The organism is Sphingomonas sp. Leaf242, from assembly GCF_001422045.1.
GTDB lineage: Bacteria > Pseudomonadota > Alphaproteobacteria > Sphingomonadales > Sphingomonadaceae > Sphingomonas.
On sequence record NZ_LMLW01000011.1, the window covers coordinates 35,119 to 54,925 of the forward strand.

Annotated in this window: 21 protein-coding genes; 7 read left to right on the forward strand and 14 right to left on the reverse strand. The window is 65.8% G+C overall.

All coding sequences use genetic code 11. The features are described 5' to 3' along the window. The first annotated feature begins 5 nt into the window (after positions 1 to 5). Positions 6 to 467 carry a MaoC family dehydratase gene (locus ASF09_RS16070; RefSeq protein ID WP_060527140.1) on the forward strand — a complete coding sequence of 154 codons (462 nt, stop codon included), beginning with the start codon at positions 6 to 8 and terminating at the stop codon, positions 465 to 467. A gap of 258 nt (positions 468 to 725) precedes the next feature. Here the strand turns inward: ASF09_RS16070 and ASF09_RS16075 are convergent, their stop codons facing one another. From ASF09_RS16075 to petA, 5 genes are all read right to left on the reverse strand, one after another. After that, positions 726 to 1,466 carry a hypothetical protein gene (locus ASF09_RS16075; RefSeq protein WP_082444351.1) on the reverse strand — a complete coding sequence of 247 codons (741 nt, stop codon included), beginning with the start codon at positions 1,464 to 1,466 and terminating at the stop codon, positions 726 to 728. A 325-nt stretch (positions 1,467 to 1,791) separates the two neighbouring features. Then, on the reverse strand, positions 1,792 to 2,340 hold the full coding sequence (locus ASF09_RS16080) for an adenine phosphoribosyltransferase (RefSeq protein WP_060527142.1): 549 nt from the start codon (positions 2,338 to 2,340) through the stop codon (positions 1,792 to 1,794). A 139-nt stretch (positions 2,341 to 2,479) separates the two neighbouring features. Then, positions 2,480 to 3,322, reverse strand: a complete 843-nt coding sequence (locus ASF09_RS16085; protein WP_060527143.1) for a cytochrome c1 — start codon at positions 3,320 to 3,322, stop codon at positions 2,480 to 2,482. Positions 3,323 to 3,343: 21 nt separating this feature from the next. Further along, entirely contained in the window at positions 3,344 to 4,630 is a 1,287-nt protein-coding gene (locus ASF09_RS16090; protein WP_060527144.1) for a cytochrome b, read from the reverse strand. A gap of 10 nt (positions 4,631 to 4,640) precedes the next feature. Next, on the reverse strand, positions 4,641 to 5,207 hold the full coding sequence (gene petA, locus ASF09_RS16095) for a ubiquinol-cytochrome c reductase iron-sulfur subunit (RefSeq protein ID WP_056489394.1): 567 nt from the start codon (positions 5,205 to 5,207) through the stop codon (positions 4,641 to 4,643). Between the two features lie 204 nt (positions 5,208 to 5,411). Between petA and ASF09_RS16100 the strand changes: the two genes are divergently transcribed. From ASF09_RS16100 to ASF09_RS16110, 3 genes are all read left to right on the forward strand, one after another. Continuing rightward, a complete protein-coding gene (locus ASF09_RS16100; protein ID WP_060527145.1) occupies positions 5,412 to 5,861 on the forward strand; it encodes a tRNA (cytidine(34)-2'-O)-methyltransferase in 450 nt (149 codons plus the stop codon). A gap of 175 nt (positions 5,862 to 6,036) precedes the next feature. Continuing rightward, a complete protein-coding gene (hemF, locus tag ASF09_RS16105; protein WP_060527146.1) occupies positions 6,037 to 6,879 on the forward strand; it encodes an oxygen-dependent coproporphyrinogen oxidase in 843 nt (280 codons plus the stop codon). A 4-nt stretch (positions 6,880 to 6,883) separates the two neighbouring features. Continuing rightward, complete coding sequence (locus ASF09_RS16110) at positions 6,884 to 7,477, forward strand: GNAT family N-acetyltransferase (protein ID WP_060527147.1); 594 nt, start codon at positions 6,884 to 6,886, stop codon at positions 7,475 to 7,477. A gap of 118 nt (positions 7,478 to 7,595) precedes the next feature. Here ASF09_RS16110 and ASF09_RS16115 read toward each other — a convergent pair whose 3' ends face one another. Beyond that, the gene (locus tag ASF09_RS16115) at positions 7,596 to 8,336 is read right to left on the reverse strand and encodes a hypothetical protein (protein ID WP_060527148.1); all 741 of its coding nucleotides are present in this window, start codon (positions 8,334 to 8,336) and stop codon (positions 7,596 to 7,598) included. Continuing rightward, positions 8,333 to 9,154 (reverse strand): hypothetical protein, encoded by an 822-nt coding sequence (locus ASF09_RS16120; protein ID WP_060527149.1) that lies wholly within the window; start codon positions 9,152 to 9,154, stop codon positions 8,333 to 8,335. Before ASF09_RS16120 ends, ASF09_RS16115 begins: the two co-directional genes overlap by 4 nt. Before the next feature lie 112 nt (positions 9,155 to 9,266). Between ASF09_RS16120 and lipB the strand changes: the two genes are divergently transcribed. The 3 genes from lipB to ASF09_RS16135 all read left to right on the forward strand — a co-directional run bounded on the left by lipB (position 9,267) and on the right by ASF09_RS16135 (position 11,333). Continuing rightward, positions 9,267 to 9,932, forward strand: a complete 666-nt coding sequence (gene lipB / locus ASF09_RS16125) for a lipoyl(octanoyl) transferase LipB (protein ID WP_443025030.1) — start codon at positions 9,267 to 9,269, stop codon at positions 9,930 to 9,932. Between the two features lie 103 nt (positions 9,933 to 10,035). Beyond that, complete coding sequence (locus tag ASF09_RS16130; protein WP_056055480.1) at positions 10,036 to 10,302, forward strand: hypothetical protein; 267 nt, start codon at positions 10,036 to 10,038, stop codon at positions 10,300 to 10,302. Between the two features lie 326 nt (positions 10,303 to 10,628). Then, the gene (locus ASF09_RS16135; RefSeq protein ID WP_056055478.1) at positions 10,629 to 11,333 is read left to right on the forward strand and encodes a hypothetical protein; all 705 of its coding nucleotides are present in this window, start codon (positions 10,629 to 10,631) and stop codon (positions 11,331 to 11,333) included. A gap of 270 nt (positions 11,334 to 11,603) precedes the next feature. Here ASF09_RS16135 and queE read toward each other — a convergent pair whose 3' ends face one another. The 7 genes from queE to parE all read right to left on the reverse strand — a co-directional run bounded on the left by queE (position 11,604) and on the right by parE (position 19,773). After that, positions 11,604 to 12,236 (reverse strand): 7-carboxy-7-deazaguanine synthase, encoded by a 633-nt coding sequence (queE, locus tag ASF09_RS16140; protein ID WP_060527150.1) that lies wholly within the window; start codon positions 12,234 to 12,236, stop codon positions 11,604 to 11,606. 1 nt (position 12,237) lies between these two features. After that, positions 12,238 to 12,942 carry a 7-cyano-7-deazaguanine synthase QueC gene (gene queC, locus ASF09_RS16145; RefSeq protein ID WP_060527151.1) on the reverse strand — a complete coding sequence of 235 codons (705 nt, stop codon included), beginning with the start codon at positions 12,940 to 12,942 and terminating at the stop codon, positions 12,238 to 12,240. A 196-nt stretch (positions 12,943 to 13,138) separates the two neighbouring features. Beyond that, positions 13,139 to 14,044 (reverse strand): Hsp33 family molecular chaperone HslO, encoded by a 906-nt coding sequence (hslO, locus tag ASF09_RS16150; protein ID WP_060527329.1) that lies wholly within the window; start codon positions 14,042 to 14,044, stop codon positions 13,139 to 13,141. 144 nt (positions 14,045 to 14,188) lie between these two features. Then, entirely contained in the window at positions 14,189 to 15,106 is a 918-nt protein-coding gene (gene argF / locus ASF09_RS16155) for an ornithine carbamoyltransferase (RefSeq protein WP_060527152.1), read from the reverse strand. Between the two features lie 138 nt (positions 15,107 to 15,244). Then, complete coding sequence (locus tag ASF09_RS16160; RefSeq protein WP_060527330.1) at positions 15,245 to 16,435, reverse strand: aspartate aminotransferase family protein; 1,191 nt, start codon at positions 16,433 to 16,435, stop codon at positions 15,245 to 15,247. Between the two features lie 117 nt (positions 16,436 to 16,552). Further along, positions 16,553 to 17,767 carry a hypothetical protein gene (locus ASF09_RS16165; protein ID WP_060527153.1) on the reverse strand — a complete coding sequence of 405 codons (1,215 nt, stop codon included), beginning with the start codon at positions 17,765 to 17,767 and terminating at the stop codon, positions 16,553 to 16,555. Then, positions 17,764 to 19,773: a DNA topoisomerase IV subunit B gene (gene parE, locus ASF09_RS16170; protein ID WP_060527154.1), complete on the reverse strand. Its 2,010-nt coding sequence runs from the start codon at positions 19,771 to 19,773 to the stop codon at positions 17,764 to 17,766. The genes ASF09_RS16165 and parE overlap by 4 nt, the downstream gene beginning before the upstream one ends. Between the last annotated feature and the right edge of the window lie 34 nt (positions 19,774 to 19,807).

Sequence of the window (19,807 nt, forward strand, 5' to 3'; positions counted from 1 at the left end):
AGGTTGTGCAGTATTTCGAGGATATCGAGGTCGGTCGGACCGCGTCGTTCGGGCACTATGCGGTCACGCGCGAGGAGGTGATGGACTTCGCCGCGAAATACGATCCGCAGCCGTTTCACCTGTCCGACGAGGCGGCCGCGCAGACGCATTTCGGACGGTTGTCGGCGAGCGGCTGGCATACGTGCGCGATGACGATGGCGATGCTGGTCGCGCATCTGAAGGAGAACCAGCAGGCCGGGCTTGGGTCGCCGGGGATCGATGAGTTGAAGTGGGTGAAGCCGGTGTATCCGGGGGACACCTTGCGCTGCGAGACCGAGGTCCTCGAGAAGCGCGTGTCGGCGAGCCGGCCGGAGATGGGAATCTTCAAGAGCCGGATGCGGGTGTTCAACCAGGACGATGTGATGGTGATGACGTTCGTTTCGAACGGCCTCGTCGCGACGCGCCCCACGGATGCGCGGGCCGATTGATTGGCGAGCGTTCGGCCTACCGAGCGGCTGGCTGCCATCCAGTATCGATTCACGCGAAGGCGCTAAGGCGCGAAGAGAAGGTCTGTTCGCGCGGAGGCGCGGAGAGATTTTAGATGGCAGAGCCTTGGGCGAGCTTTGCTGCCACCGCAAAGGCTCGCCGCACTAGCACCAAGTAACTCTCTGGGCCTCTGCGCCTCTGCGAGAACAAACCTTCTCTTCGCGCCATTGCGCCTTCGCGTGAACCAAAACCTTCTCTAGTTACCGCGACGGACGACCGCCGCCGCGGTTACCGCCGCCCTGCCGTCCGCCGCCGAAGCGCGGGCCGCCGCCGCCGCGATTGCCTCGGAACGCACCGTCGCCGCGATTGCCGCGAAAGCCGCCTTGCGCTTGTGGCTGCTGGGGGTTGGCGACTTGTCCGGGCTGCGCAGGCTGGCCGGGTTGACCGAACTGGCCGCGATCGGGACCACGACCACGATCCCCGCCGCGGCCGGGACCGCGGTTGCCGAACTGGCCCTGACCGGGCGTGCCGGGATTGCCCTGATAGCCCGGACGGTTACCGCGCCAGCCGCCGTCTCGGCCACGATTGCCGCGGTCACCGCGGTTGGCGAACCCACCCCAGTTGCCGCGCCCGTCAAAGCCGTTGCCGCGATATTGCTGGCGACCCTGCCAATAGCGCTGCTGGTTGCCGTTCCAACGATGCGGGCGGCGGTAGCGATCGTAGACGTAGACGCCCGAGCCGGGATAATAATAATCGCCGCTCCAGCCGTAATAGGAGTTCAGCCCGCCAAGGCCGTAGCCGCCATACCCACCGCCGAGTCCGCCGCCGAGTCCGCCATAACCCGCGCCGTAATAGCCGTCGCCGTAACCGCCGCCGCCGTAATAGGGATCGCTGGCGTAACCGACGCCCGCGCCGCCATAGCCGTACCCGTCGGTACAGCCCGCGACGCCGAGTCCGAGGCCCAAGGCTAGGCCGATGATGCCGAAGCGTTTCATAAACATGGGGAGTCTCCCGTACGTGGAGAGCGGACACAACGCGCCGCTATTCGTCATACAACGGAGTCGGTGTATCGCGAGTTCCATGAATGGGGTCTGACGCGGTTTGGGGCTGCGCGAGCGCGACCTGCTTGACCCGACCATGTGTCGCAGCCGGCTGTGATTAACCCATTAAGCAAACCGCGACTATATCACCTCCCCGGCGAAGGCCGGGGTCCAATAGGGACGAAAGAGGTAACGGCGCACAGTCATTCGTTAGCAACGTTCCCCAATTGGGCCCCGGCCTCCGCCGGGGGGGCGGTGAATGTGGTGGCGTGCGGTCGGCGCGTGGTCAGTGGCCGGGGAAGTGGATCAGGGCGGTTGCTTCGATGCCATCGGTGCGAAGCGCGTCTGCGCCGCCCAGGTCGGGGAGGTCGACCAGGAACTGGGCTTGCGTGACCACCGCGCCGGCCTTGTGGAGCAGGCGGACCGCCGCGCGGGCGGTGCCGCCGGTGGCGATCAGGTCGTCGACCAGCAGGACGCGCGCGCCGGGCGCAAAGGCGTCGGCGTGGATCGCGATGCGGTCCGTGCCGTATTCCAGCGCATAGTCCTCGGCGATGGTCGCGCCGGGGAGCTTGCCGTCCTTGCGGATCAGGAGGACGCCGGCCTTGAGTGGTGCGGCGAGCGCGGCGGCGAACAGGAAGCCGCGGGCTTCGATACCGGCGACCAGATCTACGGGGCCGGAGACTGCCGCGACCATCCGCTCGATCGCGGTCGCCCAGCCCTGCGGGTCGAGCAGCAGGGTGGTGATGTCGCGGAACTGGATACCGGGCTTGGGGAAGTCCGGGATGGTGCGGATCAGGGCCTTCAGATCGGCGTTGCGCTCGTTGATATCGGACATAGACGTTCCCTTCTTCGCGCGGAGCGGCGGCCGTATCGCGACAGGGCGCGACGGCCAAAACGAAAGCGGCGGACCGGGCTTACCACCCGTCCGCCGCTCCCTTTATCCGTGCGCCCTTACCGCGGGAGCCGGGCCGTCATCAATGCTTAACGTCGCGCCAGACGTTCTGATACGCGCCCCAGGCGAGGCCGCAGAAGATCAGGATGAAGATGATCGACGCGAACCCGGCGGCATGACGCGCCTCGAGATTGGGCTCGGCGGTCCAGGTCAGGAACGCCGCGACGTCGGTCGACATCTGCTCCTTCGTCGCCTTGGTCCCGTCCGCGTAAGCGACCTGGCCATCCGACGTGAGCGGTGGCGGCATCGCGATGTTGAGGTTCGCGAAATACGGATTGTAGTGGAGCCCGGTCGGCGTCTTGATATCCGGGAATTCCTTCAGCAGCGCGGCGGGCTGCGTCGTGTAGCCGGTCAGCAGCGAATGGACATATGCGGTGCCGTCCTCGCGCGCCTTGGTGATCAGCGAGAGATCGGGCGGCAGCGCGTTGTTGTTCGCGGCGCGCGCGGCGATCTCGTTGGCGAACGGCGACGGGAAGTGATCCGACGGGATATTCTTGCGCGTTGCCGGCTCACCCGTCTCCGGGTTGATCGAGGGCTGCTCGATGACCCACTGGTTGGCGATCGCCTTTACCTCGGGGTCGGTATAGCCGATCTTGGTCAGGTCGCGGAACGACACCAGCCGCAGCGAGTGGCAGGCCGAGCAGACTTCCTTGTAGACCTGGAACCCGCGCTGAAGCTGGCGACGGTCGAACTTGCCGAACACGCCGTTGGAGGCGAGCTCGAGTTCCTTGGGATGCTTGTGCGCGACGCTCTCCGCGGTCGGCGCGACGGGATCGGTGATGACCCCGTAGACGCTGCCGAAGAGCGCGATGCCGAGCACCAGCACGAAGGCCGCGCCGACGAAGGATGCGATGAGACGAACCATGTGTGTGTCCTCTAGTTCGTATCAGTTCGCGAGCGCGGTTTTGGCCGGGCTCGTCCCGCCATGCTTGCTCAGCACGGCCTCGGTGATCGAGTTGGGCAGCGGCCGCGGACGCTCGGACCGCGAGATTAGCGGCAGGATGATCAGGAAGTGCGCGAAATAATACGCCGCGCAGATCTGGCTGAGGATCACGTAGAACGCGTTGGCCGGTGCGCCACCGCAATAGCCGAGCACGAAGATGTCGGCGACCAGCACCCAGAACGCGATCCGGGCCTTCGGGCGATAGTTCATCGAACGGACCGGCGAGCTGTCCAACCACGGCAGGAAGAACAGCAGCAGGATCGAGCCGAACATCGCCAGAACGCCCCAGAGCTTCGCCGGCAGGATGAAGTCGGCGGTGAAGGCGCGCAGGATCGCGTAGAACGGCCAGAAATACCATTCGGGGACGATGTGCGCGGGCGTCGAGAGCGGGTTCGCCGGGATGTAGTTGTCCGGGTGGCCGAGATAGTTCGGGAAGAAGAACAGCAGGCTGGCGAAGATCAGCATGAAGATGCCGAGCCCGAAGCCGTCCTTCGCGGTGTAGTAGGGGTGGAACGGGACGGTGTCCTGCTCGCCCTTCACGTCGACGCCGGTAGGGTTGTTCGAGCCGGGGATGTGCAGCGCCCAGATATGCAGGATGATGACGCCCGCGATCACGAACGGCAGCAAATAATGCAGCGAGAAGAAGCGGTTGAGGGCGGCATTGTCGGGCGCGAATCCGCCGAGCAGCCAGATGCGGATGGTGTCGCCGACCAGCGGGATCGCCGAGAAGAAGCCGGTGATGACCTGCGCGCCCCAGAAGCTCATCTGGCCCCAGGGAAGCACGTAGCCCATGAACGCGGTCGCCATCATCAGCAGGAAGATGACCACGCCGAGCAGCCACACCATCTCGCGCGGTGCCTTGTACGAGCCGTAATAGAGCCCGCGGAAGATGTGTGTGTAGACGACGATGAAGAACATCGAGGCACCGTTGGCGTGCGCATACCGCAGGAACCAGCCCGCATTGACGTCGCGCATGATGCTCTCGACCGAGTCGAACGCGACCAGGCCGTTGGCGGCATAGTGCATCGCCAGCACGATGCCGGTGACGATCTGGATCGCCAGCGCGGCGCCGGCGAGCACGCCGAAGTTCCAGAAATAATTGAGGTTGCGCGGGACGGGATAGCCGCCGCCGAGTGAATTGTAGACGAGCCGGGGAACGGGAAGCCGCTCATCCAGCCACCGCGTCAGCGGCAGCTTCGGTTCGTATTGCTTGGCCCAGGGAAAGCTCATGTCGTTTTCCTCAGCCTACCGTGACGACGGTGTCGGAGTTGAAGGCATAGTCCGGAACGTGGAGGTTCGACGGAGCGGGGCCTTTGCGGATGCGCGCGGCGGTGTCGTAGGCCGAGCCGTGGCACGGGCAGAAATAGCCGCCGAACGGCCCTTTGTTTTCGCCCTCGCCCGCGCCGAGCGGGACACAGCCGAGGTGCGTGCAGACGCCCAGCGTGATCAGCCAGTTCTTCTTGCCCGCCTTGGTGCGCTGCTCGAGCGTCTGCGGATCGCGCAGCGTCGAGATGTCGACCGCGTCGGCTTCCGAGATTTCCTTCGGCGTCAGGTTGCGCACGAACAGGGGCTGCTTGCGGAACGAGGTCTTGATCGCCTGGCCGGGAAGGATTTTCGACAGGTCGATCTCGGTGGTCGACTGCGCGAGCACGTCTGCGCTCGGGTTCATCTGGTTGATCAGCGGCAGGACGATCGCGACCGCGCCGACACCGGCGAAAGATACCGCGGCGATGTTGATGAAATCACGGCGGCGAGGATCATGGGCCTCTTCGTGAAACGGCTCTGGCGATTCGCCGGGGGGAACCATGTCGTCGACTGTCGCCATTCATCTCGCCCTTGCACGTTATTTTTATCGTGGCCTGGCAGGGCTTCCGGTTTCGACGAACCGTACGTCCACCCTGCCCGACCGTCCCCACGGAGGCTGTGCTTTGATAGACGGCGGGGCGCGGGTTTGCCAACTGCATTTTGCTTTGGGTTACCTCCGGGACCTGGGGGCGCTAGAGGATCGGGTATGCGTATTGCTCTCTATCAGCCCGATATTGCCGGAAATGTCGGCGCGATCCTGCGGACCGCCGCGTGCATGGGGATCGGCGTCGACCTGATCGAACCGATGGGATTCACCTGGAGCGAGAAGGCCGTCGCGCGCTCGGGGATGGATTATGTCGGCGCGGTCGACGTGGTGCGGCATGTCGATTGGGACGCGTTCCTGGCGCAGGTGACGGGGCGGATTGTGTTGCTGACGACGAAGGGCGCGGTGCGGCTGGATGTCGCCGAGTTTCGCGAGGACGACGTGTTGCTGATGGGGAGCGAGGGCGCGGGCGTGCCGGAGGACGTGCATGCGCGGGCCGACGTGCGGGTGCTGATCCCGATGCGGTCTGGGTTGCGGTCGATGAATATCTCGGTGGCGACGGGGATCGTTGCGGCGGAGGCGTTGCGGCAGACGGGTGGCTGGCCAAGCTGATCCTCCCCGCACGCGGGGAGGGGGACCGTGCGAAGCATGGTGGAGGGGGTTCACCGCGAACACACCCCTCCCGTACGGCTACCGTAACGCTCGCGGAACTCCCCCTCCACCCTTCGGCTAAGTAGCCGAACGGTCCCCCTCCCCGTTCCGGGGAGGATTTGGTAGAGACGCTCCCATGACCGATCTCGACCCCCAGCAAGCCGCCGCCCGAACCTGGTTCGAATCCCTGCGCGATCGCATCTGCGCTGAGTTCGAGGCGATCGAGCGGGAGGCCGGCTCCGACGCGAGCTTCGAATACACGCCGTGGGACCGGATCGATCCGTCGGGCGAACCCGGCGGCGGTGGGGTCCGAGGCGTGATGAAGGGCAAGGTCTTCGAGAAGGTCGGCGTCAACGTCTCGACCGTCGGCGGCACGTTCGAGGGCGACTTCGCCAAGTCGATCCACGGTGCGGGGGACGACCCGCGGTTCTTCGCGACCGGGATCAGCCTGGTCGCGCACATGACCAACCCGCACGTGCCCGCGGTGCACATGAACTGCCGCTTCCTCAACACGACCAAGCGCTGGTTCGGTGGTGGGGGCGATCTCAACCCGCCCTTGCCGATCGAGGAGGATACCGCCGACTTCCATGCGACGATGAAGGCGGCGTGCGACGCGCACGATCCGGCGCACTATGAGCGGTTCAGGGACTGGGCGGAGACGTATTTCTACATCCCGCACCGGAAAGTGAGCCGCGGTGCGGGCGGCATCTTCTTCGATCATCTCGATGGCGATTTCGACGCGAACTTCGCGTTCACGCGCGATGTCGGCGAGGCGTTTCTCGATGCCTATCCGCGGATCGTGCGGCGGCGGATGGATACGCCGTTCGATGCCGCCGACGAGGCGCGGATGCTCGAATGGCGCGGGCGGTATGCCGAGTTCAATCTCGTCTATGACCGGGGGACGCTGTTCGGGCTCAAGACCGGCGGCAATATCGACGCCATCCTGATGAGCCTGCCGCCGCGCGCAACGTGGTCCTAACCGGGTGGCGCTGATCCCGGTTGCCGACGACGTCCTCGCGACGATCGTCACGACGCTGGAAATGCGCAAGCGGCCACCGCTGCGGCCGAGCCCGGGATCGCGGTTGCGGCTGGTACGATGGGAGCGGCCGGCGCTGGAGAAATACCGCGCTCTGTTCCGGCGGGTCGGCAGCCCGTGGCTGTGGTTCTCGCGGCTGGTGATGGCGGACGATGCGCTGGCGGCGATCCTGCATGATCCGGGGATCGCGGTGTATGCGGTGCTCGATCCTGCGGGGATCGAGGTCGGGATGCTCGAACTCGATTTCCGCGAGGCGGGGGCGTGCGAGATTTCGTATTTCGGTTTGATCCCGGAACTGGCGGGGCAAGGTCATGGGCGGTGGCTGATGGCCGAGGCGTGCGCGCGGGCCTGGGCGAAGGGGGTGGAGCGGGTCTGGCTGCATACCTGCACGCTCGATCATCCGAGCGCGCTGGGGTTTTATCGGGCGCAGGGTTTCGTGGCGGTGAAGCGGACGATCGAGACGTTTCCCGATCCGCGGGCTTCCAGGTTGCTGCCGCCGGAGACGGCGCCGCAGATTCCGTATTTGGGGAAGAAACGATAGCTCTTCGTCACCCCGGACTTGTTCCGGGGTCCACCGTCCCGCAAACCAAACTCTCTCGATCACGCGGAACCGTGGATGCCGGAACGAGCCCGGCATGACGGAGTTGGTGGAGTTGGCCCTACCGCGCCAAGCGGCGGTAAGCGGAGATCGCGATCAGGGCCATCGCGATGCCGGCCGCCATCGCCGCCACCGCGGCGCCGGCGTCGACGATTGCGAGCGCTACCGGGTTGGCCTCGCCGGCGTCACGCAACGCCTTGTCAGCCATCATAAACGGCGCTCCGACGAGCCAGCCGCTGATATAGCTGAACGCCGCCAGCCCCATGAGCGGCAACCCCGCGCCGCGGCTGAGCGTGAAGCTGCGGCGGATCGCGCCGAGCGCGCCGAGCGGGGCTTCGGCGAACAGCGCCGGACCGGTCAGCATCGTCCGACCAAGGATGTAGAGGCCGGGGATCGCATACAGCAGCAGCCCCGCGCCGGCCGGCAGCGAGACGATCACCATCGCCAGCAGGAACCGCGGAAAAATCCGCAGGCAGCGGGTCAGGCTTGCACGCAGGTCGAGATGCTCGCGGTCGAGATACAGCGCGTAGAACAGCGACGTGCCGAAGAAGCTCATCACATAGGCGAGCAGATACCAGCCGCCATACGCCGCTGCCCAGGTCTGCACCGCGTCGGCCCAGACCATCGCCTGCGCTTCGTTGTTGCCCGCCGCCGCATCGGGCATCGGCGGATCGGGTACGACCAGCGCGAGCGCGAACGCAGGCAGGAACAGGAACGGTGCGGCGATCCGCAGCAGCAGGTCGCGGTCGCGCTTGAACAGCGTCCAGGCATCGGTGAGGACGGTCGCGAAATCGAGCTTCATGGAACGGCGTGTTTCTCTCTGGTCGCGACGTAGAGCTGCGCGGTGAAGACGGCGGCGAGCGCGGTGAAGGCGGTGGTGACGATCGTCGCGGCGACACCCGACAGGAAGGTCGCGGTGGCGATCCCGTCGGCGCCGAGCGCGAGGCGGAAGACGATCCCGGTCACCGACTGCGCGGCCCAGGTGGACACAAGCATGACCACCGCGAACAGGATCAGCACGCCGATGATCCGCCACGTCAGCCCCCTGGTCAGTTGGACAGAGCGGCGGATCGCGCCGATCCCAAGCCGTTCGTTGAAGATGACCGGGTTGAGCAGCACCAGCCGCGCGCCGATCCAGATCGCGACCAGGAGATACGCGAGGCTGTACAGCGCGATGAAACCCGCAACGCCAGCGCTCGGCGGAGTCATCTGCGCGCTGCGGCCATTCGCGGCGGCGGTGAAATCGAACCCCGACTGGATGAGGACGATCATCGGCGGCACGACGAGCAGCGCCGCGACAAGCGTGATCAGGACGGTGATGCCGAGCGCCGGGAGCACGCGCGCACCAGCGTCTCGGCGCGCGGACGCGGCATCGGTGGCGGGATCGGTCGCGATTGCGACGATCGCGAGTTGCGACCAGAGCATCGCGACCAACGTCCCGATCGCCAAAATGCTTCCGATCAGCGCGAAGCTCATCGTTCCCTGTGCAGCGAACGCGACATAGCCGTCACGGATCACGCTGGGCAGCAGCATGCCGAGCAGTGCGATCGGCGCAATCATGCCGGTGCGCCCGTTGAGCACCTCGATCGTGCGATCCCAGACCGTCCCCATCTTCACCATGCGCCAAACTCCCCCGGGTTCCTGTAGCGCGCGGGTTAGCCGAAGCCCTTGCGCTTGACCACAGGTTGCACGCCCGCTTGCAAGTCGGCGTGCGGGTGCGCAATTGGGGTCGGTGACGATCCCCCTGCCCGACGATATCGAATGGCGGACCAGCGCCGGCCTGACCCCCTATGCCGACGCGCTGGCCGAGATGGAGGCGCGCGCGGCGGCGGTCGGCGTGGGCGAGGCGCGCGAGCTGCTGTGGATGCTCGAACATCCGCCGGTCTACACCGCGGGCACCAGTGCCGAACCGGGCGACCTGATCGATGCGCGCTTTCCGGTGATCCCAACCGGCCGCGGTGGGAAATACACCTATCACGGGCCGGGCCAGCGGATCGGCTATGTCGTGCTAGACCTTACCAAGCGCGGGCGCGACGTACGCCGCTATGTCCACGCGCTCGAATCGTGGGTGATCGCGGCGCTGGGCGAGCTTGGTGTCGAGGCGTTCGCGGTCGATGGCCGGGTCGGCATCTGGACGCTCGATCCCAATGCTCCGGGGGGCCGCGAGGCGAAGATCGGCGCGATCGGCGTACGGGTCAGGCGCTGGGTGACGCTCCACGGCTTCTCGGTGAACGTCGCGCCCGATCTGGCCCATTTTGGTGGCATCGTCCCGTGCGGCCTGCCGGAGTACGGCGTTACGAGCCTGCAATCGCTCGGTATTCCGGCCGACCTTGCAACCTTCGACGCCGCCCTCGCGTTGACGGCCGATGCTTTCCTTGAAACAGTTTCTTGTCCTTGAGAAAACGAGGCTTGAGGGCAAAGCGTTATCGGATTAATGTCCACTACGATTTGGGTATTAAGGGCGAGCAGCCAGCCAAATCCTCTATCTAGGGAGCTTCCACATGCGTGCACTCATTTCCAAGGTCCTGACCGGTTCGCTGATCGCCAGCGCAGCACTCGCCGTTTCGGCGTGCGGTCCGAAGACCGAGACGACGACCGACAACACGATGGTCACCGACATGAATGCCAGCGAAGGCATGGACACGATGACCGACAACATGACCGCAGTCGACGGTGCGTCGAACGGTGGCATGATGGCCAACGACACCATGATGGCGAACGACACGATGATGTCGAACGACACCGCGGTGACCAACAACGCAATGTAATTTCCGCAAGGGAATTACTGCTGCGGTACGGCATGCCCGAAAGGGACGTCGTGCTGCGAAAGGGCCGTCCGGGCGACCGGGCGGCCCTTTGCGTTTGCGGGCTTCTCGCGTTTGCTCGCGCCGTCCGCGGGATAGACACGCGGCCACGCCGACCGATCGGGAAGGGCACATACCCGCCGTCGACCGCGGAATCATTTCGCCTGCGACGAAAAACCGTCCGTTCGGCGAACATCGACGCTGCCGCCCGCCTTCTATAGTTAAATTCACTTGGGAGCGGCGTCGAAACGCTTTAGAATCGATGACTTGAAGATCCCGGGGAGGTTGGAATGAAGGTGTTGCGTACCGCGCTTGCGCTATGCGTGGCGACGAGTGGACTGGCTGTAGCCCAGTCGGCGTCGGCGCAGTTTTTCTTGCAGTCGCGCGATTTTTCGGGTGCGGCGGTGGTCGGCGACGAAGCCGATCTCGGCCAGGTGTTGCCCGGCGCGACGCAGGACGAAATCCGCGCGGCGCTGGTGTGGCACATGCGCGCCGCGCTCAATGTCGCGGCGCTGCAGTGCCAGTTCGAGCCGACCCTGCTGACCGTGCCCAACTACAACGCGATGATCTCCGATCACAGCGAAGAGCTGAAGAACTCGTTCACGACGCTGACCAAATACTTCGCGCGCGTGAACAAGGCCTCCGGGGTCAAGGCCGGCCAGACCGCGCTCGACCAGTTCGGCACGCGCACCTATTCGAGCTTCGCCACGGTCGCCGCACAGTTCGGCTTCTGCAAGACCGCCTCGTCGATCGGTCGCGATGCGGTCTTCGCGCCGCGCGGGCACCTGTTCGAGGTCGCGCTGGCGCGCTCGCGCGAGCTGCGCAACAGCCTGATCCCGTGGGGCGAACAGCGCTTCCCGCGCTATATCGGCCGCGACCGCGCGACGATGCCGCGGCTCGACGCGATCTGCTGGAACAAGAAGGGCGAGTGGGTACAGAAGAAGTGCGGCGCGCAGAACTGGCCGCCAGCGGGCGTCGGGATGGCCGGGCAGTAAGACCCGGACCCTATCCCTGACAAACATTTTACCGTCATTCCCGCGCAGGCGGGACCCCATAGTGGCAAACGCCAGCGACATGATCGCGACCGTTCGAGCATCTGGGTCCCTGCTTCCGCGGGGATGACGGACACATATCGGCGAGGGATATCGGCCGAACCCTGGCTGCCGCCCCCACCTTCCTTGTCCCGACGTCAGAGGGCGATGCGCGCCAAACTGATCCCCGCTTTCGCCGGGATCACAGGATACCAACCGCCGACCCCGCTTCGCTCAGCGCAACCCCAGCAGCTTGTGCGTTTGCAACGACAACCGCCACTGCGGCCGCTGCATGACCAGATCGACGCACGCCACGCGATTGGCGTCCGCGCGTGGGTCGTCGAGCGGCTGGAGCAGCAGATTGGCGAAGTCCCAGGTTTCGATATCCTCGATATCGGTCCCCGGTTGCGGCCAGACCAGCTTCAGTTCGTCGCCGGTGCGCTGGACGATGATGCTGCCGGCCTTGGGGCTGATGCACACCCAGTCGATCCCGGGATGCGCCGGGATCGTGCCGTTGCTCTCCATCGCGATCCGAAACCCCTGCTCATGCAGCGCATCGACGATTGCGTCGTCGATCTGGAGCATCGGCTCGCCGCCGGTCAGCACGACGAAACGGTCGCACGCGCCCTCGCCCCAGAAGCCGGCGACCGCCGCCGCCAGCGCCTGCGCGTCGGCGAACTTGCCGCCGCCGAGACCGTCGGTGCCGACGAACTCGGTATCGCAGAACCGGCACACCGCGGTCGCGCGATCCTGTTCACGGCCGGACCAGAGGTTGCAGCCAGCGAACCGCACGAACACCGCGCGGCGACCGGCATTCACGCCCTCGCCCTGCAGCGTCAGGAACATCTCCTTGACCGCATAGCTCATGTCAGGTGGGCTTCACGGCATAGACGGTGGGATCCGCGATCCCGGCCTCGTCGAAGCCGCGCGCGCGCAGCCGGCAGCTGTCGCACTCGCCACAATGCCTGCCGTCCGGAGTCGGATCGTAGCACGACCAGCTCAGCCCGAGGTCGAGACCGAGCCGCGTGCCTTCGCGGACGATATCCGCCTTCGTCATATGCTGGAGCGGCGCCTGGATGCGGAACGGTTCGCCCTCGACGCCGGCTTTCGTGGCGAGTTCGGCAAGGCCTTCGAACGCGGCGATGAACTCGGGACGGCAATCGGGGTAGCCCGAATAATCGAGCGCGTTGACGCCGATATAGATGTCGCGCGCGCCCGCCGCCTCGGCCCAGCCGAGCGCGAGGCTGAGAAAGATCGTGTTGCGCGCCGGGACATAGGTCACGGGGATGCCGCCGCCGTCTTCGGTGCCTGCGCCGTCCTTCGGCACGTCGATATCGGCGGTCAGCGCGGAGCCGCCGAACGCGGACAGGTCCATCGGCAGGACGATATGGCGTTCGGCGCCGAGCGCAGCGGCGACGCGCCCCGCCGCATCGAGTTCGATCCGGTGACGCTGGTTATAATCGAACGACAGCGCGAGCAGCCGCTGGCCGGCTTCGCGCGCAATCGCGGCGGATATCATCGAGTCGAGCCCACCCGAAACGAGCGCGACCGCAAAGGGAGCAGGGGATGTCATGATGCGGAGTGCGCTAGGCCAGCGGCGCGCAAAAAGAAAGGGGCCGCCCGGTGAGGCAGCCCCTGAGGTTGGCGCGGATCGCGCCACAAGGGAGAAAAACGTGCTGAATAAAAAGCACACCCCGATCTATACCTAACATAAGTAAATGGGGCGTTAATTCCTTACGTTAGCGGCTCGATCGACCGGCAAAAGTGCATCACTCGTCGACGGGCACGGGAAATTTCGTCGCGCAGAACGCGCAGTCGACGATGATGAACCCGCTCTCGTCCGCCATCGATCGCCGTTCCTCGATCGGGAACTTCGAGATCACGCCCTTGATGTACTCCGGATCGCAGCGGCACCCGCGCGTGATAGGGATATCCGCGAGGATGCGGACGTCCTCCTCCTCGTTGAACAGGCGCCAGACGAGCGTCTCCAGCGGCAACGTCGCATCGGTGAGTTCATCGACGCCCATCGTGTTGCCGAGCGTGGCGACATGCTCCCATTCCGGATGATCGAGCTTGGTATGCAGGCGTTCGCGCCCGTCCTCGCCCTCTGGGAGATGCTGGAGGAACAGCCCGCCCGAGATGCAGCGACCATCGGCACCCTTCGCCATGCCGGTGCGGATCATCGTCGGGATCTGCTCGGACTGCGTGAAATAGCTCTGCGCGGCCTGCGACAGCGTATCGCCGTCGAGTGGGACGATGCCCTGATAGCGCTCGTTGCTAGTCGCCATGTCGAACGTGATCGCGAGATAGCCGGCGCCGAACAGCGCGAACAGCGATGGTTCGGCGGGGGCCTCGGCGAGCTTGTCCGCGTCGTACTCGATATAGCCGCGTACTTCGCCGCCGCGATAATCGCAGACGAGCAGCTGGACGACGCCGTTGTCGGTGCGCGTCTGCATCGTCAGCTGGCCGCTCGAATCCTTGAGCGTCGAACCGATCAACGCGGCGAGCGTGAGCGCCTCGGCGAGCAGCTTCTCGATCGCCGGCGGATAGGCGTGCGCGGCGAGCACTTCGTCGAGCGCGGTGCCGAGCCGCACGATCCGGCCGCGTGCACTGCGCGCGGGGATCGCGAAGGCCAGTGCACGGTCGAGATCGGTCATGTTGGGGTCGTTCACCATCGTTCCTTCGTCATCCTCGCGCAGGCGGGGATCCATAATGGCAAACGACCGTGAAAGCCGAGCCGGTAGCGGTTATGGGTTCCCGCCTCCGCGGGAATGACGAAAATGGGGTGCGAACCCCGTGGCTTCAACCGACCCGGCGCTTCAACCGATCTGCCCGAAGCACCAGCGCAGGACCGACTTCTGCGCGTGCAGGCGGTTCTCCGCTTCCTGCCAAATCAGCGACTGCGGGCCGTCGATGACGTCCGACGTCACCTCTTCCTCGCGGTGCGCGGGCAGGCAGTGGAGGAACTTTGCGTCGGGCTTGGCCATCGCCATCAGCGCGGCGTCGACCTGATACGGCGTCAGCGCCTTCAGCTTGGTCTCGGCATGTGCCTGGCCCATCGAGATCCAGGTGTCGGTGACGACGATGTCCGCGCCCTCGACAGCCTCACGCGGATCGGCCACGACACGGGCACGGCCCGAAGCGCGGACGATCGCCTCTTCTTCCGGTTGGAATCCCTGCGGACACGCCGCGACGACGTCGAACTGCATCAGCCCCGCCGCCTCGACGATCGAGGCGAGCACGTTGTTACCGTCGCCGAGCCACGCGACCTTGAGGCCGGGCAGCGTCTTGCCGCTCTCGATGATCGTCAGCAAATCGGCCATGATCTGGCACGGATGCGACGCGTCGGTCAGGCCGTTGATGACCGGGACGGAAGCGTAATGCACCATCTCCTCGATCTTGGCGTGATCGTCGGTGCGGATCATGATCGCGTCGACATAGCCCGACAGGATGCGCGCGGTGTCGGCGATGGATTCGCCACGACCGAGCTGCATCGAGCCGCCGTCGGATACGATCGAGGTGCCGCCAAGCTGGCGGATCGCCATGTCGAACGAGAAACGCGTGCGGGTGGAGCTCTTTTCGAAGACCATCGCGAGCGTGTGGCCGGCAAGCGGCGCATCGGTATCGGCGCGGCCCTTGGAGAAGCCGGCGCGCGCCGCCTTGCGATCGAGTGCGTCGGTCAGCATCGCGGCGATGCCGTCGGCTCCGGCGTCGGTCAGATTCAGGAAATGACGCATTATTCCTCCCCGGCACGGGGAGGGGGACCGCGCTCGCAGAGCGGGGTGGAGGGGGACCTCCACGGCGCTACGCTGCGGGGAAAGCCCCCTCCACCATGCTTCGCATGGTCCCCCTCCCCGTACCGGGGAGGATCAGTTTCAATCGTCGGCGGCGGGTACGTAGACGCGCGCGGCGGTCGACAGCTTGTCGATGCACTCGGCGATGTGGCTCTCGTCGATCACCAGCGGCGGCAGGATGCGGACGACGTTCTCGCCCGCCGACACCAGCAGCAGATTATGGTTGTCGCGCGCGAACGCGACGAACGCGCGGCTGTCGCTCTTCAGCTTCAACCCGAGCATCAGCCCGGTGCCGCGGACGCTGTCGAACAAATGATCGTGGTTCGGGATCATCTGCTCGAGCGCCTGCCGCAACCGGTCGCCCATCGCCGTGACGTTCTCGAGGAAGCCATCCTCGAGCATCACGTCGAGGATCGCCTCGCCCGCCGCCATCGCCAACGGGTTGCCGCCATAGGTCGAGCCGTGCGTGCCCGCGACCATGCCCTTGGCCGCTTCCTCGGTCGCGAGGCAGGCGCCGAGCGGAAAGCCGCCGCCGATACCCTTGGCGACCGACATGATGTCCGGCGTGATGCCGTACAGCTCATGCGCGAAGAACTTGCCGGTGCGCCCATAGCCGCACTGGACCTCGTCGAGCACCAGCAACAGGCCGTGCTCGTCGCACGCTTTCCGCAAGCCCGTCAGGAACTCATGCGAGGCCTGGCGGATGCCACCCTCGCCCTGGATCGGCTCGACCATGAAGCCCGCGGTGTTGTCGTCGATCAGCGCGAGCGCACCTTCGAGATCGTTGAACTTCGCATAGGCGAACCCAGGCAGCAACGGCTCGAACCCGTCGCGCATCTTCGCCTGATTGGTCGCCGAGATCGCGCCGAGCGTACGCCCGTGGAAGGCGGTGTCGAACGTGATCAGCGTGTGGCGCTGCGGGTTGCCGTTGGCGAAGTGATAGCGCCGTGCGGTCTTGATCGCGCACTCGACCGCTTCCGCGCCCGAGTTCGTAAAGAAAACGGTGTCGGCAAATGTGTTGTCGACGAGGCGTTGCGCGAGGTGCTCGCCCTGCGGCGACCCGTACAGGTTCGACACGTGCATCAGCGTCGCGGCCTGCTCGGCGATCGCCTTGGTCAGGTGCGGGTGCGCGTGGCCGAGCGCGTTGACCGCGATGCCGCTCGCAAAATCGAGATACTGCTGGCCGTCCTCGCCGAAGAGGTACGCGCCCTCGCCTCGGACCGGACGCACGCCACACCGCGGGTAGACGGGCATGAGCGGGGTGATGGTCACGACGGCAAGCTCCTTCAAACAGCGAGGGCGACCCTTAGCGGCCGCCCGAACCGCCTGATACGAGCGCACGACGTTGGGGGCAACACCGCTTGCATACGGAATACCCGACGGCGTCCCTCAAGACTTGGGCTGGGCTAACGTCGTCGGTTTGGCGTCGGGCTCGGTCAGATCGAGCGACTCGAGCCTCGACTCTGCGGCGCGAACGGGCATCCGGCTGTCCGACCCTGTCACCCAGAACGCCGTCCGCGAAAACCGCTCGACCCGGAGCAACCCCGGATCGGTCGCCGGCAAGGCCAGCGCGGCATAACGGCGCCCGCCCAGCATCTTCTGCACCGGGCCGACCCACCAACGCTGCAATCTCGGGCTTTCCCGGACGATATCGATGTCGCCCACGGTGCCGTCGGGTTTGATCCAGTAGCTGAAATCGACCCACTGACCGTCCACGTCGCGCGCGCTACTGCGAAGATTGGCGGACGTGCTCACCGGGGCATCGATCATGTCGAGCGTCGGTGCGTACACCAGCAACGGAGTCTTCAGGCCGAGCGACCTGTATTTAGCGACGACCCCATCAACGCCCGACATATCGCCCTTGCGCGCCGCCCGCAGCGCCGTAACCGACTGCAGTGCATCGCGAAACGGCTGCAACGCTGGCTCCGTGGTGCTCGCTAGATCGCCGATCGCGGTCTTGAGCGCCGTGCCGTACAGCCCGGTCTCGCGATCCTGCGCATCGAGCAGCAACACGATCCGGAAGCGGGCAAAGCCCTCGACGACCAGATTGCCGGTTTGATGCGCAGTCTTGACGACCGACCGATAGCGACTGAGCGCGGTATCGGTCTGCCCCAGCCGCGCGAACATGTCGGCGAGTTCGAGGCTGCCCGACAGCACGTGCGGATCGGTATCGGGCAGTCCCGCCTTTAACGCGCTGTAACCGTCGAGCGTCGACATCCGGTAACTGTCCCCCTCGCCGAGGTGCGCAGCGATCCGACCGTTCGCCCGAAACAACCCGGCCACCGCGATCGGATAAGTCTTGGCGAAGCGCCGGTTGCGACCGATCGATTTCATCAGCGTCTCGCGCGATCCCGCGATATCGCCTTTGACGAACTGGTTGTCGGCATGCGCTAGCGTCGCGCGCATATCGTCCATCGGCGGACACTTTCGCGCCAGGCACGCGTCCAGCGCGGATCGCGTCTCCTCCAGACGACGCCCGACCACGACAATCGCACGGTCCGTATCCGGCGCTACGGACCGGACCTGCGACACGATCGGCGGCGCGCTCTGGACGGGCATGGTGGGGGACGCGGCCTGCGTCAGCAACAGCAGCCAAACCATCATGCGTCGATCGCTTCCTCGTCCATGCGCCCAGCATTTTCCTGGATGAAGGCGAAGCGGTGCGCGGGGTTGTTGCCCATCAGGCGGTCGACGAGGTCCTTCACCTGTGCGCGCTCTTCATATTCCTGCGGGAGCGTGATGCGGAGCATGCCGCGGGTGGCGGGGTCCATGGTGGTTTCGCGGAGCTGGCTCGGGTTCATCTCGCCGAGGCCCTTGAAGCGGCCGACGTCGACCTTCTTGCCCTTGAACACCGTGCGTTCGAGTTCGGCGCGGTGCGCGTCGTCGCGTGCGTAGACGCTCTTGGTGCCGACGGTCAGGCGGTAGAGCGGCGGCTGCGCAAGGTAGAGGTGCCCGCGGCGGACGAGTTCGGGCATCTCCTGGAAGAAGAACGTCATTAGCAGCGTGGCGATGTGCGCGCCGTCGACGTCTGCGTCGGTCATGATGACGATGCGTTCGTAACGCAGCGTGTCGGGGGTGCAGTCTTTCCGCGTGCCGCAGCCTAGCGCCAACGTCAGGTCGGCGATCTCCTGGTTGGCGAAGATCTTGGCACTGGTCGCCGACGCGACGTTGAGGATCTTGCCGCGGATCGGAAGGATCGCCTGCGTCTTTCGGTCGCGCGCCTGTTTCGCCGAACCACCGGCCGAATCACCCTCGACGATAAAGAGTTCGGTGCCTTCGGGCGAGTTCGCCGAGCAGTCGGTGAGCTTGCCCGGCAGCCGCAGCTTCCGCGCGGAGGTCGCGGTCTTGCGCTTGACGTCGCGTTCCTGCTTGCGGCGCAGGCGTTCGTCCATCCGCTCGAGCACATAGTTCAGCAGCGCCTTGCCGCGCTCCATGTTGTGGCTGAGGAAATGGTCGAAATGATCGCGCACCGCCTTTTCGACGAGGCCGGCGGCTTCGGGGCTGGTGAGGCGATCCTTGGTCTGGCTCTGGAATTGCGGCTCGCGGATGAACACGGACAGCATCAGCTCGCTGCCGACCATGACATCGTCCGCGCTGATATCCTTGGTCTTCTTGTTGCCGACGAGATCGCCGAACGCGCGCAGGCCGCGGACCAGTGCCTGGCGGAGGCCCTGTTCGTGCGTGCCGCCGTCGGGGGTCGGGATGGTGTTGCAATACCAGCTGTACGAGCCGTCGCTCCACAGCGGCCATGCGACCGCCCATTCGACGCGGCCCTGCGTCTCGCCGTTCGCGCTCGGGAAATCCTGCGAGCCCGAGAAGAAGTCGGAGGTCGCGCACTCGCGGCCGGCGATCTGGTCGCGGAGGTGGTCGGCGAGGCCGCCGGGGAACTGGAACACGGCCTGTGCGGGGGTGTCGTCGGCGATCAGGTCGGGTGCGCAGTGCCAGCGGATCTCGACGCCGGCAAACAGGTACGCCTTCGAGCGGACGAGCTTGTAGAGGCGCTGCGGCTTGAAGTTCAGCTCGCTGCCGAAGATCTCGGTGTCGGGCGTGAAGGCGACGCTGGTGCCGCGACGGTTGGGCGTAGGACCCAGATGCTCGATCGGGCCGAGCGTCAGGCCCTTCGAAAAGCGCTGGCGATACAGTTGGCGGTCGCGCGCGACTTCCACGACAGTGTCGGACGATAGCGCGTTGACGACGCTGATGCCGACGCCGTGCAGGCCGCCGGACGTCGCATAGGCTTTGCCGGCGAACTTGCCGCCCGAATGGAGCGTCGAGAGGATCACTTCCAGCGCGGACTTGTCAGGGAACTTCGGGTGCGGATCGACAGGGATGCCCCGGCCGTTGTCGACGATCGTCAGGCGGTTGTTCGCTTCGAGCGTGACTTCGATGCGCGTGGCGTGGCCGGCGACCGCCTCGTCCATCGCGTTGTCGAGCACTTCGGCGGCGAGGTGATGCAGCGCGCGCTCGTCGGTGCCGCCGACGTACATGCCGGGGCGGCGACGGACGGGTTCGAGGCCTTCGAGAACCTCGATCGAGGAGGCGTCATAGGTATTGGCGGCGGGTTTGCCGACGCCGGGTGCGCCCGGAGACGCGAACAGATCTTCAGCCATGACGCAAGCGTAGCCCTAGCCGTCAGACAAAGCC

What these genes read in the sequence shown, in the direction of transcription:
- ASF09_RS16165 (WP_060527153.1), bottom strand. Translation starts at nt 17,767, where the DNA reads ATGATGGTTTGGCTGCTGTTGCTGACGCAGGCCGCGTCCCCCACCATG.
- ASF09_RS16090 (WP_060527144.1), bottom strand. Translation starts at nt 4,630, where the DNA reads ATGAGCTTTCCCTGGGCCAAGCAATACGAACCGAAGCTGCCGCTGACG.
- hemF (WP_060527146.1), top strand. Translation starts at nt 6,037, where the DNA reads ATGACCGATCTCGACCCCCAGCAAGCCGCCGCCCGAACCTGGTTCGAA.
- petA (WP_056489394.1), bottom strand. Translation starts at nt 5,207, where the DNA reads ATGGTTCCCCCCGGCGAATCGCCAGAGCCGTTTCACGAAGAGGCCCAT.
- ASF09_RS16085 (WP_060527143.1), bottom strand. Translation starts at nt 3,322, where the DNA reads ATGGTTCGTCTCATCGCATCCTTCGTCGGCGCGGCCTTCGTGCTGGTG.
- ASF09_RS16130 (WP_056055480.1), top strand. Translation starts at nt 10,036, where the DNA reads ATGCGTGCACTCATTTCCAAGGTCCTGACCGGTTCGCTGATCGCCAGC.
- queE (WP_060527150.1), bottom strand. Translation starts at nt 12,236, where the DNA reads ATGAGCTATGCGGTCAAGGAGATGTTCCTGACGCTGCAGGGCGAGGGC.
- ASF09_RS16135 (WP_056055478.1), top strand. Translation starts at nt 10,629, where the DNA reads ATGAAGGTGTTGCGTACCGCGCTTGCGCTATGCGTGGCGACGAGTGGA.
- ASF09_RS16100 (WP_060527145.1), top strand. Translation starts at nt 5,412, where the DNA reads ATGCGTATTGCTCTCTATCAGCCCGATATTGCCGGAAATGTCGGCGCG.
- ASF09_RS16120 (WP_060527149.1), bottom strand. Translation starts at nt 9,154, where the DNA reads ATGGTGAAGATGGGGACGGTCTGGGATCGCACGATCGAGGTGCTCAAC.
- hslO (WP_060527329.1), bottom strand. Translation starts at nt 14,044, where the DNA reads ATGGTGAACGACCCCAACATGACCGATCTCGACCGTGCACTGGCCTTC.
- parE (WP_060527154.1), bottom strand. Translation starts at nt 19,773, where the DNA reads ATGGCTGAAGATCTGTTCGCGTCTCCGGGCGCACCCGGCGTCGGCAAA.
- queC (WP_060527151.1), bottom strand. Translation starts at nt 12,942, where the DNA reads ATGACATCCCCTGCTCCCTTTGCGGTCGCGCTCGTTTCGGGTGGGCTC.
- argF (WP_060527152.1), bottom strand. Translation starts at nt 15,106, where the DNA reads ATGCGTCATTTCCTGAATCTGACCGACGCCGGAGCCGACGGCATCGCC.
- ASF09_RS16115 (WP_060527148.1), bottom strand. Translation starts at nt 8,336, where the DNA reads ATGAAGCTCGATTTCGCGACCGTCCTCACCGATGCCTGGACGCTGTTC.
- ASF09_RS16080 (WP_060527142.1), bottom strand. Translation starts at nt 2,340, where the DNA reads ATGTCCGATATCAACGAGCGCAACGCCGATCTGAAGGCCCTGATCCGC.
- ASF09_RS16075 (WP_082444351.1), bottom strand. Translation starts at nt 1,466, where the DNA reads ATGTTTATGAAACGCTTCGGCATCATCGGCCTAGCCTTGGGCCTCGGA.